General features: G+C 69.7%; 13 protein-coding genes. 7 read left to right on the forward strand and 6 right to left on the reverse strand.

Features of this window, described 5'->3' with window-relative positions; translation table 11 throughout:
* Positions 1–38: 38 nt before the first annotated feature.
* The 3 genes from AC07O4_RS15760 to AC07O4_RS15770 form a co-directional block, all read right to left on the reverse strand.
* Positions 39–644 (reverse strand): TetR/AcrR family transcriptional regulator, encoded by a 606-nt coding sequence (locus AC07O4_RS15760; RefSeq protein WP_062477248.1) that lies wholly within the window; start codon positions 642–644, stop codon positions 39–41.
* Between the two features lie 127 nt (positions 645–771).
* Positions 772–1,926 carry an aromatic ring-hydroxylating oxygenase subunit alpha gene (locus AC07O4_RS15765; RefSeq protein WP_495305048.1) on the reverse strand — a complete coding sequence of 385 codons (1,155 nt, stop codon included), beginning with the start codon at positions 1,924–1,926 and terminating at the stop codon, positions 772–774.
* 104 nt (positions 1,927–2,030) lie between these two features.
* Complete coding sequence (locus tag AC07O4_RS15770) at positions 2,031–3,089, reverse strand: beta-keto acid cleavage family enzyme (protein ID WP_495305049.1); 1,059 nt, start codon at positions 3,087–3,089, stop codon at positions 2,031–2,033.
* 234 nt (positions 3,090–3,323) lie between these two features.
* On the opposite strand from AC07O4_RS15770, the gene AC07O4_RS15775 reads away from it, so the two are divergent.
* Positions 3,324–4,304 (forward strand): Bug family tripartite tricarboxylate transporter substrate binding protein, encoded by a 981-nt coding sequence (locus AC07O4_RS15775; RefSeq protein ID WP_495305050.1) that lies wholly within the window; start codon positions 3,324–3,326, stop codon positions 4,302–4,304.
* A gap of 28 nt (positions 4,305–4,332) precedes the next feature.
* Positions 4,333–5,373: an AraC family transcriptional regulator ligand-binding domain-containing protein gene (locus AC07O4_RS15780; protein ID WP_495305051.1), complete on the forward strand. Its 1,041-nt coding sequence runs from the start codon at positions 4,333–4,335 to the stop codon at positions 5,371–5,373.
* A gap of 94 nt (positions 5,374–5,467) precedes the next feature.
* Here the strand turns inward: AC07O4_RS15780 and AC07O4_RS15785 are convergent, their stop codons facing one another.
* From AC07O4_RS15785 to AC07O4_RS15795, 3 genes are read right to left on the reverse strand one after another with little or no spacing between them, the layout of a single operon-like run.
* Positions 5,468–6,526, reverse strand: coding sequence for a beta-keto acid cleavage family enzyme (locus AC07O4_RS15785; protein ID WP_495305052.1), 1,059 nt, complete (start codon positions 6,524–6,526; stop codon positions 5,468–5,470).
* Between the two features lie 37 nt (positions 6,527–6,563).
* Complete coding sequence (locus AC07O4_RS15790) at positions 6,564–7,406, reverse strand: TauD/TfdA dioxygenase family protein (RefSeq protein ID WP_495305053.1); 843 nt, start codon at positions 7,404–7,406, stop codon at positions 6,564–6,566.
* A 31-nt stretch (positions 7,407–7,437) separates the two neighbouring features.
* Positions 7,438–8,409, reverse strand: coding sequence for a Bug family tripartite tricarboxylate transporter substrate binding protein (locus tag AC07O4_RS15795; protein ID WP_495305054.1), 972 nt, complete (start codon positions 8,407–8,409; stop codon positions 7,438–7,440).
* 197 nt (positions 8,410–8,606) lie between these two features.
* Here AC07O4_RS15795 and AC07O4_RS15800 point away from each other — a divergent pair, with 197 nt between their 5' ends.
* The 5 genes from AC07O4_RS15800 to AC07O4_RS15820 all read left to right on the forward strand — a co-directional run bounded on the left by AC07O4_RS15800 (position 8,607) and on the right by AC07O4_RS15820 (position 15,558).
* Positions 8,607–9,578, forward strand: a complete 972-nt coding sequence (locus AC07O4_RS15800) for a quinone oxidoreductase family protein (protein ID WP_095948783.1) — start codon at positions 8,607–8,609, stop codon at positions 9,576–9,578.
* A gap of 23 nt (positions 9,579–9,601) precedes the next feature.
* Positions 9,602–10,633: an AraC family transcriptional regulator gene (locus AC07O4_RS15805; RefSeq protein ID WP_495305055.1), complete on the forward strand. Its 1,032-nt coding sequence runs from the start codon at positions 9,602–9,604 to the stop codon at positions 10,631–10,633.
* Positions 10,634–10,679: 46 nt separating this feature from the next.
* The gene (locus tag AC07O4_RS15810; RefSeq protein WP_495305056.1) at positions 10,680–13,376 is read left to right on the forward strand and encodes a helix-turn-helix transcriptional regulator; all 2,697 of its coding nucleotides are present in this window, start codon (positions 10,680–10,682) and stop codon (positions 13,374–13,376) included.
* Between the two features lie 219 nt (positions 13,377–13,595).
* Positions 13,596–14,444, forward strand: coding sequence for a TauD/TfdA dioxygenase family protein (locus tag AC07O4_RS15815; RefSeq protein ID WP_492738101.1), 849 nt, complete (start codon positions 13,596–13,598; stop codon positions 14,442–14,444).
* Between the two features lie 55 nt (positions 14,445–14,499).
* A complete protein-coding gene (locus tag AC07O4_RS15820) occupies positions 14,500–15,558 on the forward strand; it encodes a beta-keto acid cleavage family enzyme (protein WP_062482971.1) in 1,059 nt (352 codons plus the stop codon).
* Positions 15,559–15,578: the final 20 nt, after the last annotated feature.

The raw sequence follows: 15,578 nt of genomic DNA on the forward strand, positions 1-15,578 counted from the left end.
GTCGGGGTTGCTGGGAAGGAAAGAGAGAAAGAAAAAAATCAGGGCGGCGAGATGACGCGCAACACGTCGCGCGCCATCGCCTTCATCCAGGCCGTGTCGCTCTTCAGCGCGGGCTCGGCAAAGGTCTTCGCGAACGTGGGCCGTGCCATCTTTGCGTAGTTCAGCGTGCCGAAGATGAGCGTGAGCACCACCACGGCCGACAGGTCGTCGCGCACGAGGCCGGCCGCCTGCGCTGCGGCCACCAGGCCCAGGCTGGCTTGCAGGAAGCCTTCGAGCGGCCGGGTCTGCGCATGCTGGATGCGCTCGGCGTTGTCGAGCAGTTCGCGCGTGACGAGCTTGAAGCCCGTGGGCCGCGCGTGCATCCACTCGACCTGCAGCGCGACGAACGCCTGCAGCCGCGCGGGCAGGTCGGGGGCCGCCTCGACGCGCTTGCAGATGCGCGCCGTCAGGTCCTCGGCCTGCTTCTCGAGCACGGCGCGGTACAGCACCTCCTTGCTCGCGAAGTGGTGCAGCAGCCCCGGGTTGCCGACTTCGCAGTCGCGCGCAATGGCCGACAACGACGCGCCCTGGAAGCCGTGGTCGGCAAAGTGCTGCTCGGCGCGCGCGAGGATCGTTTCTTTACGGGAAGGGGCAAGGGTGGCCATCGGGCGGTTCTGGAAGGCGTCACGCCTGGCGCATGCCGCGAAGACGCGACCGGCGATCAGACGCGATGCGCGCCATTCTTTCTTGTGTCTTGTGGTCTGGTTGTTGCACGCGCGACACCCGTCCGCGTCAGCGTGCGGCCGGCATCGCCGCCACCTGCTGCGCGAGCTGCGCATGGAAGCGCGGCGCGCTGTACTCGAAGGTGCCGAAGCTGAGCGCGTCGTTCGCACCCGACGCCAGCCCGGCCTGGATCGACTCGGCCAGTGCGTAGTCTTCCGCGAGCGTGCGCCGGTACAGCGCCACGTTCGCGTCCCAGTGCGCGGTCGCCTTCTCCGAGGCCGGCGCCTCGGGGATCAGCGTGAGCTCGTGCACGCGCGTGCGCGTGGCGCCCAGCGGCTCCAGCATGCTGAGCTGCGCGTGGTCGGGCTGCACCAGGATGGTCGTGTTGGGAAAGAAGAAGTAGGTCAGGTTGCCGTAGCGGCGCGGATCGAAGCCGGCGGCGTCGGGCCGGTGTTCCTGGAACTTCGACTTGAGCAGGTACAGGCGCCGGTTCAGGTCGAACTCGTCGATGACCTGCAGGTTGTGCAGGAACATGTGGGCGATGGTCTCGCGGTGCGCCACCTTGAAGTGGTAGGCCTCGAAGGAGCCGTCGACCAGCAGCTTCCAGTTGGCTTCGACCTCGTACGTGCGCGGCGCATACGCCACGGGCGCGCGCAGCCCGGCCAGCGATTCGAGGTTGTCCATGAGCGCGCCCAGGTGCGCGCCGGGGTCGCTGTCCGCCTGCGCTGGATCGCACACGACCCAGACCACGCCCGCGCGCTCGACCGTGGCCAGCCGGCGCAGGCCCGACTCGTCCTGCTTCAGGCAGGGAAAGCCGAAGGATTCGGGCACGCCGCGCAAGGCGCCGTCGGGCTTGTAGGTCCATGCGTGGTACGGGCAGACGAAAGCACGCGCCTCGCTGCCGCTGCCCTCGGGCACCACGCGCGCGCCGCGGTGGCGGCACACGTTGAGAAACGCCTGCACCTGCCCGCTCTCCTGGCGCACCAGCAGCAACGGCACGCCGGTGTGCGTGAGCGACAGCCACGCGCCCGGCGAGGCGAGCGAGGCGCTGGCGGCCACCGGCTGCGGATGCCGCTGCAGCAGCCGCCGCTCGTCGCGTGCGATGGCCTCGTCGGTGTACTGGCCGACCGGCACGCGGTCGCCCTCCCCTTGCGCGTCGGCGCGCCCGGCCTGCAGGGCCGTGGTCGCTCGGCGATGGAGTTCGGCTGCGAAGTTCTCGCTCATCGGGGGCTTTCGGTTCGATGCGATGCAGCCCGGTGAGCTGCGCGATCGGCCCAGTCTACCGACTGACCAGTCGGTACGTCAACCGCCGCCCCAGAAGCGGTGTATCAGGCCGGCTTGCGCAGGAAGCCCTGCTGCGCCCCCTTGCGGTTGGGCGCAAAGCCGTTGGCCTGCAGCGTCTCTTCGGTGGTCTCGTAGAACACGCCGATCTTCATGATCTCGCGCGCCTGCTGCGCGGTGGCGATGGGGCGGCCGAACTCGGTCGCGATGCGCACGAGCTGCTTGATCTGCTCGACCGAGCTCATCTTGCCGGTGCGGGTCTGGTTCCACAGCACGTCCTCGATGCCGCAGCGCACGTGCAGGCCCAGGGCGATGCCGATCATGTTCACGGGCAGCACGTTGAGCACCGAGCTCTCCACGGTGACCACCGCGCCGTCGGGTGCGGCGCGCAGGAAGTTGGCCAGGTTGTAGATGTTCGCCTGGTCCATGCCGCCGCTGATGGCCACCCAGTTCATCACCAGCGGGCCCTTGTAGACGCCGCGGCGGATCATCCGCTCGATGGTCTCGAAGCTGTTGATGTTGTAGCACTGGAACTCGCTCTGGATGCCCGCGGCCGTGAGGCGGCGGATGTGCTCTTCCACCCAGCTGGGGTTCGAGGGAACGATCATGTCCCGGTACGTCGAGTACAGCCGCGGGTCGCCGCGCGACAGGCCCTTGAAGTCGTCCAGGCCCGCGTGCTCGGTCACGTTCATCTGCGTGGTGTTGACGGTCACGGTGACCTGGTCGGGCCTGGGCGTGAGCTCGGCCAGCATGTGGCGCGTGTCGTCGCTGAGCCACTTGGCGGCGGCGCCGTCGTCCTCGGGCGCGAAGCTGATGGAGCCGCCCACCTGGATGATCATCTCGGGCACGCGGGCGCGCACGCCGGCGATCAGCTCGTTGAACATCGACAGGCGCTTGCTGCCCTTGCCGTTGGCCTCGCGCACATGCAGGTGCAGCACGGTGGCGCCGGCTTCGTAGCAGTCGACCGCCTTCTGGATCTGCTCTTCCATCGTGACCGGAATGTCTTCCGGGAAGTCGGCGGGAATCCAGCCCGGCGCATAGGGCGCGGCCGTGATGATCAGGGGCTGCTGGTTCTCGGGATACAGGTGGCCGTCGAGGAAGTTCATGGGGTTGTCTCCGGTGAAAGGGTTGCGCTTGCAGTCAAAGTTTCTGGCGCAGCTGCGAAAACTTCTTGCTCATCGGGGGCGCGGTTTTGTCTTTTTGGGGCATTGAAACGGCGCGTGCAAAGACGGGTGTCGCTGTCGCGATCCGGTAAGTGGCCGACGCGTGGCGCCAAGCATTCAGCAGCGGTGGCGCCACAGAATCCGCACGCCTTTGTCTCTTCCACCTGAGGACGAACCATGTGTGTGCATCTGCTGCGAGCCTCCCTTCTCTTCCTGGCCGCGCTGTGCTGCGGCACGGCCTCGGCCCAGGCCTGGCCCGACAAGCCCATTCGGCTGATCGTTCCCGCGCCGCCGGGCGGCATCTCCGACGCGGCGGCGCGGCTGCTCGCCGAACAGCTGCGCACGAACCTCGGCCAGACCGTGCTGGTGGACAACAAGCCGGGCGGCTCCGCCGTCATTGCCGAGCGCGCGCTGATGGCCGCGCCGGCCGACGGCTACACGCTGATGGTCGGGCCGTCGAGCGTGCTGTCCGACATTCCGCTCACGGTGAAGACGCCCTTCGACCCGCTCAAGACCTTCACCTACGTCGGCGAGGTGACAGGCATGTTCCATGTGCTGGTGGCCAACGCCGGCTTCCCGCCGAACACGGTGAACGACCTGCTGGCGCATGCCAAGGCGCATCCGCGCTCGGTCAGCGTGGCCAACCTGAGCACGGGCACACGCTCCAACCTGCTGGGCGAGATGCTGCGCGCGCGCAGCGGCAACGACATCCTCGTGGTGCCGTACAAGGGCTCGGCGCCGGCGCTGGTCGACCTCATGGGCAACCAGGTGCAGCTGACCTTCGAGGTGGTGAGCAACGTCACTTCGCTGATCCGCAGCGGCAAGATCAAGGCGCTGGCCGTGGCCTCATCGAAGCGCTCGCGCTTCCTGCCCGACGTGCCCACCTTCGGCGAGCTGGGCCTGCCCGACTTCGTGATGCCCGATGCGAGCGTGGGCGTGTTCGTGCTCAGCAGCATGCCGCCGGCGCTGCAGGAGAAAATCCGCGCCGAGGTGGCCCGGGCCGTGCAGGCGCCGAAGTTCCGCGAGGCGCTGCTCGCGCAGAATTACGATCCGCCGCGCGAGGCGACGCTGGTGCAGCTGCGCCAGACGCTGGACGCCACGACCGCCCACAATCGGGCCATCATCGAGAAACTGCAACTCAAGATCAGCCCCGAGTGAACATCACGGGGCCCTTCCCACAGCCACCATGAAGCACCTCGGTCGACTGATGCGCAGCGCGAGCCTCAGCGGCTACGTGGAGCTGGTGCAGTCGCTCGGCCGCGACCCGCATGCCTTCATGCGCACCGTGGGGCTGAAGGCGCAGCTGCTCGAGCACCCCGAGACGCTGATCCCCGGCGACGCCGTGCGCGAGCTGCTCGAGATCACCGCGCGCGCCACGCGCATCGAAGATTTCGCGCTGCGGCTCGCGGCGCAGCGCAAGCTGTCGGCGCTGGGCCCCATCAGCGTCGTGCTCAAGGAAGAGCCCACGCCGCGCGACGCGCTCGACACGCTGGGCCGCTACCTGAAGCTGGTGAACGCCTCGCTGAGCTTTCGCCTGGAGGACACGGGCGACATGGTCATCATCCAGGAAGACCTGCTGCCCAGCCCGGGGCTGCCGATGCGCCAGTCGATGGAGCTGGCCGTGGGCATCATGTTCCGCATCCTCGGCGAGCTGATCGATCCGCAGTGGCGCCCGCAGCAGGTGTGCTTCACGCACCGCCCGCCGGCGGACATGGCGGCGCACCGCGCCTTCTTCGGTCGCAACGTCAAGTTCAACCAGGATTTCAACGGCCTCGTGTGCCTGGCGGCCGACCTGCGCAAGCCGCGCGAATCGGGCGACCAGGGCGTGGCGCGTTTCGCGCGCGAATACCTGGAGGCCGCGCTGAAAGACCGCGGCGAGAGCACGCGCGAAGCCTGCCGCGAACTCATCCTGGCGCTGATGCCCGGCGGCGGCTGCACCGCGCAGGAAGTGGCGCGGCACCTGCGCGTGGACCGCCGCACGCTGCACCGCCGGCTCGAGGCCGAAGGCCTCACCTTCAGCCGGCTGCTCGACGACGTGCGCTCCGACCTCGTGAAGCGCCACCTGCGCGACAGCGACCTGCCGCTGAGCGAGGTGGCGGAGCTGCTGGGGTTTTCGGGGCCCAGCAGCTTCAGCCACTGGTTCCGCCACCACTTCGGCTGCAGCGCCTCGCAGTGGAGCAAGCAGACGGCCGGCGCGGTGGCTCAGGGCGCGGTGCGCGCGTTCTGAACCAGGTCTTCGTGGCGCAGGGCATGCGCGATGCCCTCCAGCAGGCGCCAGGCGGCGCGCGTGAAACGCCTCGTCATCGCCATAGTCTTTCTTCTCAGGCCGCCTTGCGCAGGAAGCCCTGGTTGCCTCCGTTGCGGTTCGGCGCGAAGCCGTTGGCCGCGAGCGACTCTTCGGCCGTCTCGTAGAACACGCCGATCTTCGAGATCTCGCGCGCCTGCTGCGCCGTGGCGATCGGGCGGCCGAACTGGCGCGAGATGGCTACCAGCTGCTCGATCTGCGCCACGGTGCCGATCTTGGCGGTGCGCGTCTGGTTCCACAGCACGTCCTCGGTGCCGCAGCGCACATGCAGGCCCATGGCGATGCCCATCATGTTCACGGGCAGCACGTTGCGCACCGAGCTTTCCACCGTGAGCACCGCGCCGTCGGGCACGGCGCGCACGAAGTTGGCCAGGTTGTAGATGTTCGGCGCGTCCATGCCGCCGCTGATCGCCACCCAGTTCATCACCAGCGGGCCCTTGTAGACGCCGCGCCGCATGAGCCGCTCGACCGACTCGAAGCTGTTGATGTTGTAGCACTGGAAGGCGCTCTGGATGCCCGCCTTCGTGAGGCGGCGGATGTGCTCCTCGACCCAGCCCGGCTGCGCCGGCACCGTCATTTCCTTGTAGGCCTCGAAGATGGCCGGAATCTCGCGCGAGGTGCCCTTGAAGTCGGCCAGCTCGGCGTGCTCCGTGACGTTCATCTGCGAGGTGTTGACCGTCACCGTCACCTGGTCGGGCGTGGGCTCCAGCTCGGCCAGCATGTGGCGCGTGTCGTCGCTCAGCCACTTGGCGGCGGCGCCTTCGCTCTCGGGTGCGAAGCTGATGGAGCCGCCCACCTGGATGATCATTTCGGACACGCGCGCACGCACGCCGGCGATCAGCTCGTTGAACTTCGACAGCCGCTTGCTGCCCTTGCCGTCGAGTTCGCGCACATGCAGGTGCAGCACGGTGGCGCCGGCGTTGTAGCAGTCGACCGCCTTCTGGATCTGCTCTTCCATCGTGACCGGGATCTCGCCCGGGAAGTCGGAAGGAAGCCAGCCCGGCGCATAAGGCGCGGCGGTGATGATCAGCGGCTGCTGGTTTTCGGGAAAGAGGTGGCCGTCGAGGAAGTTCATGGCGTGCGTCTGTCAGGTGGCGGGGCGGGGGCGATGTTCAGTACGGCACGTCGCCGACGATGCCGGCGCGTTCCATCTTTCGTGGCGCGGGCCAGTAGTCGTTCAGCGCGTAGTGCTGCGTGCTGCGGTTGTCCCAGACGACCACGTCGCCCGGCTGCCACGACCAGCGCACCTGGTACTCGGGAATGGTGGCGCGGCTGAGCAGGTAGTTCAGCAGCAGCGCCGCACCCGGTGTCTTGTCGATGCCGTGGCGCACGTTCTCGGGGGTGCTGTAGTTCACGAAGTGGGTGGTGAAGCTGCCCACGTAGAGCACCTTCTCGCCGGTCTCGGGATGCGTGCGCACCACGGGGTGCTCCACGGGCGGATGGTCCTGGCCCAGCTTGAGGCGCGCTTCCATCGGCATCACGGCGCCGAACGAATGCTCGATGCTGGCCTTGGCGCGCAGCTTGCCGATCTTGTGCTTGATCTCATCGGGCAGCTCGTCGTGCGCCTGCACCATGTTCACCCAGATGGTGTCGCCGCCGACCTCGGGGCATTCGATGCAGCGCAGCACCGCGCCCATCGCGGGGCTCTGGCGCCACAGGCCGTCGCAGTGGTAGGTGTTCTCGTAGCTGTGCTTGTTGTCGCTGCGGTAGATGCGCACGAGGCCCGGGTGCTCGGGGTCGCTGCCGACCACAGGGTGGTCTTCCAGTTCGCCGAAGCAGCGTGCGAAAGCGACGTGCTCGGCGCGCTCGATGTCCTGGCCGCGAAAGAAAAGCACCTTGTGCTTGAGCAGCGCGGCGCGGATCGACGCAAAGCATTCGGGGTCGCGCGAGGCCTCGCCCAAATGGACGTCCGAGATTTCGGCGCCGATGGACGGCGTGATAGATCTGATCTTCATGAAAGGTCTCCGATGGAATGGCGCGTGCCGCTCAGTTCGCCTGGATGCGGTACTTCTTGACGATGGCGGCGTTGCGCTCGGACAGCGCGCGGGTCTCGGCGATGAGCGCGGGCGTGTCGACGCTGAGCTCGGGCTCCAGGCCCACATCGAGCAGCTTCTGTTGCACGGCGGGCGCCTGGCCGGCCTTCTCGATCGCGGCATGCAGCTTGGCCATCACGTCGGCCGGCAGCTTGGCCGAGCCGATGAAGCCGACCCAGCCGCGGAACTGCAGGTCGGGGTAGCCCAGCTCGGTGGTGGTCGGCAAGTCGGGCAGGAAGCGCGAGCGGGTCTTGCCGGTGAAGGCATAGGGGCGCAGCTTGCCGGCCTTGATGAGCGGCATCGAGGTGAGCATGCCGTCGAACATCAGGTCGACCTGGCCGCCCAGCAGGTCCTGCAGCGCGGGCGGCGAGCCGGGGTAACCGATGTGCTGCAGGTCGAGCCCGGCGCGGTCGCTGAGGATGAGGCCCGCGTACTGCGACACGGTGCCGGGGCTGTAGCTGGCGAAGCTGGCCTTGCCCTTGCGCGTCTTCAGTTCGGCGACGAGGCCCTGGAAGTCCTTGGCCGGGAAGTTCGCGGCCGTGACGAGCACCACGCCCGAGCGCGCCACCGAGCCGATGGGCACCACGTCCTTCAGCGGATCGAAGGGCATCTTCACGACCTGCGGCGTCTCGGCCAGCACGTTGCTGGCGGCCATCACGATGGTGTTGCCGTCGGCCGGCGCCTGCAGCATGGCCTGCAGGCCGATGGAGCCGCCCGCGCCGGGGCGGTTCTCGACGATCACGGGGCGGCCGATGTCCAGCGCCATCTGCTGCCCTACGACGCGGGCGACGATGTCCATCGTGCCGCCCGGCGGCGCGGGAACGATGAGCTTGACGGGCTTGTCGCCCAGCGCCCAGGCCCCGAGGGCCATCGAGCATCCGACCAGCGCCACGGTGGCGGCGCGTGCAAATTGCAGCAGTTTCATGGGGTGTCTCCGGTTGTTGTCTTGCAGGCCTCGGTGGGCCGATGCCGTCAGTATCCGGCGCACCCCGTCCGCATTTCTTGCTTTGTTGGGGCATCGATTTGCCAATTTGGGACATCGCCAAGACCACGCTTCCCGCCGCCGCCACGCGCCGCAAGAATCCGTTCCATCCAGCCCCCACACACCCCAGGAGACGCACCATGAACCAGGCCATCCGCTTCCACGAGACCGGCAGCGCCGACGTGCTCAAGCTCGAACACGTCGAGGTCGGCGAACCCGGCCCGGGCCAGGCGCGCGTGCGCCACAGCCTCATCGCCGTCAACTTCATCGACATCTATTTCCGTACCGGGCGCTATCCGCTGGCATTGCCCAATGGCCTGGGTTCCGATGCCGTGGGCGTGGTCGAGGCCGTGGGGCCCGGCGTGACCGACATCCGTGTGGGTGATCGCGTGGGCTACCTCATCGGGCCGCAGGGGGCGTACTCGCAGGTGCGTGTGATGCCGGCCGATGTGTTGATCCCACTGCCCGATGGGATCTCCGACCGCACCGCGGCCACGCTGATGATGAAGGGCATGACGGCGCAGTACCTGTTCCGGCAGGTCTATCCATTGAAAGGCGGCGAGACCATCCTGTACCACGCAGCCGCCGGTGGCGTGGGCCTCATCGCCTGCCAGTGGGCACGTGCGATGGGCGTGACGATGATCGGCACCGTCAGTACCGACGAGAAGGCTGCGGTCGCCAAGGCCAACGGCTGCACGCACACCATCGTGACTTCGCGCGAGAACATCGCCCAGCGCGTGCGCGAGATCACCGAGGGCAAGGGCGTGCCCGTCGTTTACGACTCGGTGGGGAAAGACACGCTGGAAGCCTCGCTCGATTGCCTGCAGCCGCGCGGCACGCTGGTGAGCAACGGCACGTCTTCTGGCGCCGTGGTCCTCGACACCAAGCTGCTGGCGGCGAAGGGCTCGATCTGGCTCACGCGACCCGCGATGGTTCACTACATCCATCCGCGTCCGCACATGCTGTCGATGGCCGACGAGTTGTTCGGCCACGTGCTGGCCGGCCGCATCGTGAGCGAGCCGCAGCAGAGCTTCGCACTGGCCGACGCGGCCGAGGCGCACCGCGCGCTCGAAGGTCGCAAGACCACCGGCGCCACCGTGCTCGTGCCCTGAGATCTGCCACGTGCGGACTTGCGATGTCCTCCCTGGTCCGCGCGGCAAGCCTCACCCACTACAGCGAGGTCGCCCGCGCCAGCGGCCTGGACCCGGTGCGCATGCTCCTGGACGCCGGCCTGAGCCCCCGCGTGCTGGACGAGCCCGACCTGATGATTCCGGTCGACCGCGTCGCCGCGCTGCTGCAGGCCTCGGCCGAGCGTTCGGGCAACGAAGCCTTCGGGCTGTGCATGGCCGAGGGCCGGCGGCTGTCGAACCTCGGGGCCGTCGGCCTGCTGGTGCGCGAGCAGCCGACGCTGCGCGATTCGCTCGACGTGCTGATGCGCTACCAGCCGCTGCTCAACGGCTCGCTGTCGCTGATGGTCGAGGCCTTCGGCCAGGTGGTGGTCATCCGCGAGGAAGTGCAGCCCGGCAAGGCGCACCGCGCCACGCGCCAGCGCATCGAACTGGCGCTGGGCGTGATGCTGCGCCTGCTGCGCCAGTTTCTCGGCGCCGACTGGCAGCCCCGGCGCGTGTGCCTGGCGCACCCCGCGCCGCGCGACCTGCGCACGCACCACCGCGTGCTGGGCGCGGCCGTCGCCTTCGACCAGGACTTCCACGGCATCGTCTGCGCGCGCGACGACCTGGACGCACCCAACCCTTCGGCCGACCCGGCCATGGCGCGCTATGCGCGGCAGCTGCTCGACGCGGCAGCGCCGGCGCCCGGCGACGCGCTGCCGGGCGACGTGCGGCGCGCGGTGCTGCTGCTCCTGCCCAGCGGGCGCTGCAGCATCGCGCAGGTGTCGGCGCACGTGGGCGTGGAATGCCGCACGATCCAGCGCCGGCTCGCGGACGACGGGCAGAGCTTCTCGGCCATCGTCAACGACGTGCGCAAGGAACTCGCCGTGCGCCACGTGCTGGAGGGCGACCGCCCGCTGGCCGAGGTCGCAGGGCTGCTCGGCTTCTGCGCGCCCAGCGGGCTGTCGCGCTGGTTCCATGCGCAGTACGGCTGCAGCGCCAAGGCCAGCCGCGCGCGGCGGGGGGTGCCGCGCCGCGCTTCGGCCTCGCGCGATTGACGTGGAGAATCGGGCCCGTTCTTCTTCTCACGAGCACGAACGAGCCTTGGCCACTTTCCCGCCCCCCGATGCGAGCGGCGCCCCGCGCGACCTGCTGCTCAAGGTGACGCCGCCCCGTGTCCCGCGTCACCTGGTCTCGCGCGCGCGGCTCCTGTCGAGCGCCGACGCGCTGCGCGACCACGCGGTGTGCGTGGTGCAGGCGCCGTCGGGCTTCGGCAAGACCTCGCTGCTGGCGCAGTGGCGCCTGGAGTACCTGGGCCTGGGCGTGCCGGTCGGCTGGGTCTCGGCGCAAAGCCAGGACGACCCGGGTCGGCTGGTGCAGAGCCTGGCGCTGGCGCTGCGCGTCGCCATGGGCCGCCCCGCGTTCGGGCGCAGCCTGTTCCAGGACGACCGGCCCGGCACGCTGGGCAGCGTCACCGCGCTGCTGGCCGAACTGGCACAGGCGGCCTTGAACGTGGTGCTGGTCATCGACGAGGCCGACCGCCTGCCGCCGGCCTCGCGCGAGGCGCTGGCCTACCTGCTGCGCAACGCGCCGCCCAACGTGCGCACGCTCATTGCCACGCGCCCCGACGGCCGGCTCGACATCGAGGACCTCGTGGCCTACGGGCAGTGCGTGGAGATCGGCCCGGCGCTGCTGAAGTTCAGCCTCGACGAGACGCTGCAGCTGGTGCAGGCGCGCTTCGGCACGCGCGTCGACCGCAACACCGCCGCCCGGCTGCACGAGCTCACCGAAGGCTGGCCGCTGGGCCTGCAGCTGGCCACGACCATCATCGCGCGCGGGGCCGACGCGCACGCCGCGCACACGGTGCTGGGCGACATGACGGCCGCCGCCGGCGAGCTGCAGGGCGAGCTGGTGCGGCTGCTGCTGGTCAACCTCGACCCCGACGACCGCGACTTCCTGGCCCGCATCGCCGTGCTCGACCTGCTGCACCCCGAGCTGTGCCGCGCCGTCTCCGGCGTCGACGACGCCGCGGCGCGGCTGGCGCGGCTGAGCAACGACACGCCGGTGTTCGCCGCCGCCGAAGGGGGCGAGTGGCTGCGCATGCATGCGCTGGCGCGCGACGTGCTGCGCCAGCGCTTCGCCGCGCTCGACGCCGCCGAGCAGGTGGCGGCGCATGCGCGCGCGGCGCAGTGGCTGGCCGCGCACGAGCTGCTCGACGAGGCCGCCCACCACGCGCTGAGCGCGGGCCAGCACCAGACCGCCTACGAACTCGCGGAGCGCAGCCTGTACGAATCGCTCATGCGGCGCGGCCGGCAGGCCACGGTGCTCGAATGGATGGCGCAGATGCCGGCCGACGAACTCGACCGTCGCCCGCGCCTGCTGCTCGCCGCGGCATGGACGCTCGCATCGAGCGAGCGGCATGAAGAAGCCGGCCGCTTCGTGGCGCGCATCCTGGCGCAGCCCGACGTGAGCGATGCACTGCGCTGCGAATGCGCGCTGATCCTCGGCGGCGCGGCCGTGTTCGCGGACGACCCCGACCGCTTCGTCGAACTGCACGCGCCCTGGACCGAGGCCGTGCCGCTGACCGACCCGCTGCTGCTGCAGTCGCACGCCAACCGCATGGCCTACCGCGCGCTGCTCGAGGGCGAGCCGGCGCTCGCGCGCCTGCGCCAGCAGCAGGCCCTGCGCGGGCACCCGGGCCACGGCGTCGACTACATCCGGCGCTGGAGCGAGCTGGTCATCGGCCTGAGCTATGCGTGGGAAGGCCAGGTGCTGCTGGCCGAGCAGTTGCTGCGCCCCGCCGTGGCCGGTGCCGAGGCCGAGATGGGCCGGCGCCACCGTTTCAGCTGCAACCTGGCCGCGCTGCTCGCGTCGGTGGCCTGGGAGCGCGACCTGCCGGGCGACGCCGCCACGCTGCTGGCCAACCGCCTCGACGTGCTGGAGCACAGCGGCCTGCCCGAATCGCTGCTGCAGGCCTACCGCACGGCGGCGCGCATCGCGGCGGCCGAGGGCGCCGAGCACCGCGCGCTGGAACTGCTGGACGCACTCGACGCGGCCGGCGCCGCGCGGCGCCTGCCGCGGCTGCGCATCGCCAGCCTGGCCGAGCAGGTGCGCCTGCACGCGCAGCGCCACCGCGCCCAGACCTGCCGCGAACTGTGCGAGCGCATCGACGCGCAACTGGCCGACCCCACGCTGCCGCAGGGCCCGCTGTGGCGGCGCAGCGTGGAAGCGCTGCGCGACGTGGCGCGCGCCCATGCAGCCATCGCCGCGCGCGACTGGCCCGACGCCCTCGCGAAGCTGGCGCGTGCCGACGAACAGGCGCGCCAGCGCAAGCAGGGCGGCCTGCACATCGAGCTGCTGGGGCTGCGCGCGCTGGCGCTGGAGCGCTGCGGCCAGCCGGCGCAGGCGCTGCTGCGCGAGGCCATGGACCTGGCGCGCGCCTATGGGCTGCAGCGCGTGTTCTCCGACGCGCACCCCGAGCTGGGCGCCTGGGTCGGCACGCTCGCGGCCGAGGGCGCGCAGGCCGAGATCGCGGTCGCCCCACTCGCACCCGCCGTACCGCCCGTGCCCGCGCCTGCGGCACCGGCCTCGCCCGGCACCGTGCTCACGCCCAAGGAGGGCGAGGTGCTGGTGCTGCTGGCGCGCAACCTGTCGAACAAGGAAATCGGGCGCGCCATGCAGGTGGGCGAAACCACGGTCAAGTGGCACGTGAAGAACCTGTTCGCCAAGCTCGACGCCGGCACGCGCACGCAGGTGGTGCAGCGCGCGCGCATCCTGGGGTTGCTCGCCGCGGGGCACTGAGGGCTCGCCGCCGGGCACCGAGGGTTTCTCCCTCCCCTCCAGGGCCGCCGCCCCCTCCTGCGAGGAGGGGGCGCGCGCAGGGGCCCCGACCTATTCTTGCTTCCAGCACGGTCACCGCCGCACAGCGGCACCCCACGACCGGCACAGGAGACAAGACACATGGGTTCCACGATCCAGCCAGGCCTCTCGAACGGGGCCCCCGCCGTGCACACGCGCGGCATCCAGGTCCACCCCGTGACCTGCGCCATCGGCGCCGAGCTGCGCCACGTGTCGCTGGCCGAAGCCTCGCGCGACGCCGGCCTGGCGGCCGAGATCCGCGCGCTGCTGGTGCAGCACAAGGTGCTGTTCTTCCGTCAGCAGGAACTCACGCGCGCCGAGCACGTCACCTTCGCCCGCCACTTCGGCGAGCTGGAAGACCACCCCGTGGTCGGCAGCGACCCCGAGCACCCGGGCCTGGTGCGCATCTACAAGAACCCCGAGACGCCGGTCGACCGCTACGAGAACAGCTGGCACACCGACGCCACCTGGCGCGAGAAGCCGCCCTTCGGCTGCGTGCTGCGTTGCGTCGAGTGCCCGCCGGTGGGCGGCGACACCATGTGGGCCAACATGGCGCTGGCCTTCGAGAAGCTGCCCGCGCACATCCAGCAGCAGATCGCGGGGCTGCGCGCGCGCCACAGCATCGAGGCCACCTTCGGCGCCGCGATGCCGATCGAGAAGCGCCTGGCGCTGAAGGCCCAGTTTCCCGACGCCGAGCACCCGGTGGTGCGCACGCACCCCGACACGGGCGAGAAGATCTTGTTCGTCAACGGCTTCACGACCCACTTCACCAACTTCCACACGCCGGCCAACGTGCGCTACGGGCAGGACTACCAGCCCGGCGCCGCGCTGCTGCTGGCCTACCTCGTGAGCCAGGTGCAGATCCCCGAGTACCAGGTGCGCTGGCGCTGGCAGCCGGGCGACGTGGCCATGTGGGACAACCGCTCGACCCAGCACTACGCGGTCATGGACTACCCGCCCTGCCATCGAAAGATGGAACGCGCCGGCATCGTCGGCGACGCGGTCTTCTGAGCGGGCACGTCATGCGCCCTCTCCCTTCCTTCTTCCTTTCTCCCGAGGTCCTGCCATGAACTTTCTCGACGGCCATCTGTTCCCCGAAAACCAGCAGCCGCTGGTCATCACCGCCGCGCCCTACGCACCGTCGTGGGTGCCCGCCGACTTTCCGGAAGACATTCCCGTCACCATGGAGCAGCAGATCCAGAAGGCGGTCGACTGCTACAACGCCGGCGCCACCGTGCTGCATTTGCATGTGCGCGAACTCGACGGCAAGGGCAGCAAGCGGCTGTCGAAGTTCAACGAGCTGATCGCCGGCGTGCGCAAGGCCGTGCCCGAAATGATCATCCAGGTCGGCGGCTCGATCAGCTTCGCACCCGAGAGCGAAGGCGCCGCCGCCAAGTGGCTGAGCGACGACACGCGCCACATGCTGGCCGAGCTGGAGCCCACGCCCGACCAGGTGACGGTGACCATCAACACCTCGCAGATGAACGTGGTCGAGCACTGGGACGACGCCGACACCCGGGGCACCTCGATGGAAGACCCCGAGGTCTACCGCGCCTACAAGGAAATGACCGTGCCCGCGCAACCGGGCTGGGCCGAAGAACACATCCGCCGCCTCACCAAGGCCGGCATCCAGAGCGCCTTCCAGTGCTACAACATCAACAGCTTCGACTCGGTCGAGCGGCTGATGCGCCGTGGCGTCTACAAGGGCCCGCTGGTCATGAACTGGGTGGCCATCGGCGGCGGCATGGACGTGCCCAACATCTACAGCCTGGCCAACTTCGTGCGCGCCGTGCCCGACGGCGCCGTGCTCACGGTGGAGAGCTCCATGCGCAACGTGCTGCCCGTGAACATGATGGGCATCGCCATGGGCCTGCACGTGCGCTGCGGCATCGAGGACAACCTCTGGAACCAGTCGCGCTCCGCCAAGATGGGCACGGTGGCGCAGGTCGAGCAGCTGGTGGCCATCTCGCGCCAGTTCGGCCGCCCCATCGCCACCGCCAAGCAGGCGCGCGAGATATCCAAGATCGGCGTGTTCTACGACACCGTCGAGGAATCGCTGGCGGCCAACGGCTTCGCGCCGAACCGCAACGGCGCGCAGCAGGGCTTCCTGCGCAAGGCGGCCTGAGCACCCCCACCCCCGGCACC

Source organism: Variovorax sp. GW821-FHT09D04 (genome assembly GCF_059416405.1).